Origin of the sequence: Photorhabdus cinerea, from assembly GCF_011189575.1 — a bacterium.
In the GTDB taxonomy this organism is placed as follows: Bacteria; Pseudomonadota; Gammaproteobacteria; order Enterobacterales; family Enterobacteriaceae; genus Photorhabdus; species Photorhabdus cinerea.
Genome location: NZ_PUJW01000116.1, coordinates 1 through 983 on the forward strand (window position 1 = coordinate 1; position 983 = coordinate 983).

The 983-nt window shown below is 56.5% G+C and carries 1 protein-coding gene; it reads right to left on the reverse strand.

Translation table 11 applies throughout. The features are described 5' to 3' along the window. Positions 1–983 (reverse strand): AMP-binding protein (locus tag C5469_RS22855; RefSeq protein ID WP_166310990.1); only part of this gene is annotated, 983 nt, incomplete at both ends.

Here is a 983-nt window from a genome sequence, read left to right on the forward strand (position 1 = left end):
AGGTAGCCTCGCGTCACTCCCGCGCCACCTATGTACAATTCCCCTATCGCCCCCAGCGGCACAGGATGTCCCTCACTATCCAGTAAATACAGACGGGTATTGGTCAGCGGACGTCCGATTGTCGGATAAGGATGCGCGGCCTCTATACCGGCCAGCGTCGCATCCACCGTGCATTCCGTCGGGCCGTAGACATTATAGGCCGTCAACTGCGCCATCCCCGCTATTGTCTGCCAGGTTTGGATGGATATGGGTTCTCCCCCAATCAACAGCACCAGCGCTTTGTTATATTCAGACAAACCCGCGGCCAACAACATCTCTAATTGCATTGGCGTACAGTCCAGCACATCCAGATTGGTCGTGACTAAAAACTGCAAGAAGGCCGCACTGTCCGCCCGTACATCCTGGGGCACAATGACCAGCGTATAACCATTCAACAAACCCAGTAAGTTTTGCAATGCCGCATCAAAGGCAATACTGGCGTTCAGACTAACCCGGTAAGGCGCAGATGAGGAAGGCGCAAATACGCGGGCGGTCAGCGCTCCATGCAGATTTAACAGCGAATCATGTTCAACCATGACGCCTTTCGGCATCCCCGTCGAACCGGAGGTATAAATCACATACGCCAGATGCCGTGGTGTCAGCCCGGCTATCTGCGGATTCGTCTCCCTCTGGTCAGGCAAGATATTCGGGTCCAGCACCGTCAGTCCGCCCAGCGCTTCCTCACCCAATACAACGCAGCCTGCCTCATCAGCCAGTATCACTGATGACGCGGCATCACGCAGAACGTGGGTCAGACGTTCACTCGGATAGGTCGGGTCCAGCGGCACATAAGCCCCGCCCGCTTTCAGTACCGCCAATATGCCCACCACCATAGCCGGGGAACGTGATACACAAATCGCCACCCGCTGGTCCGGCTCCACGCCCAAAGCAATCAGCTGATGGGCCAGCCGGTTGGCGCGAGCATTCAATTGCGCATAACTGAG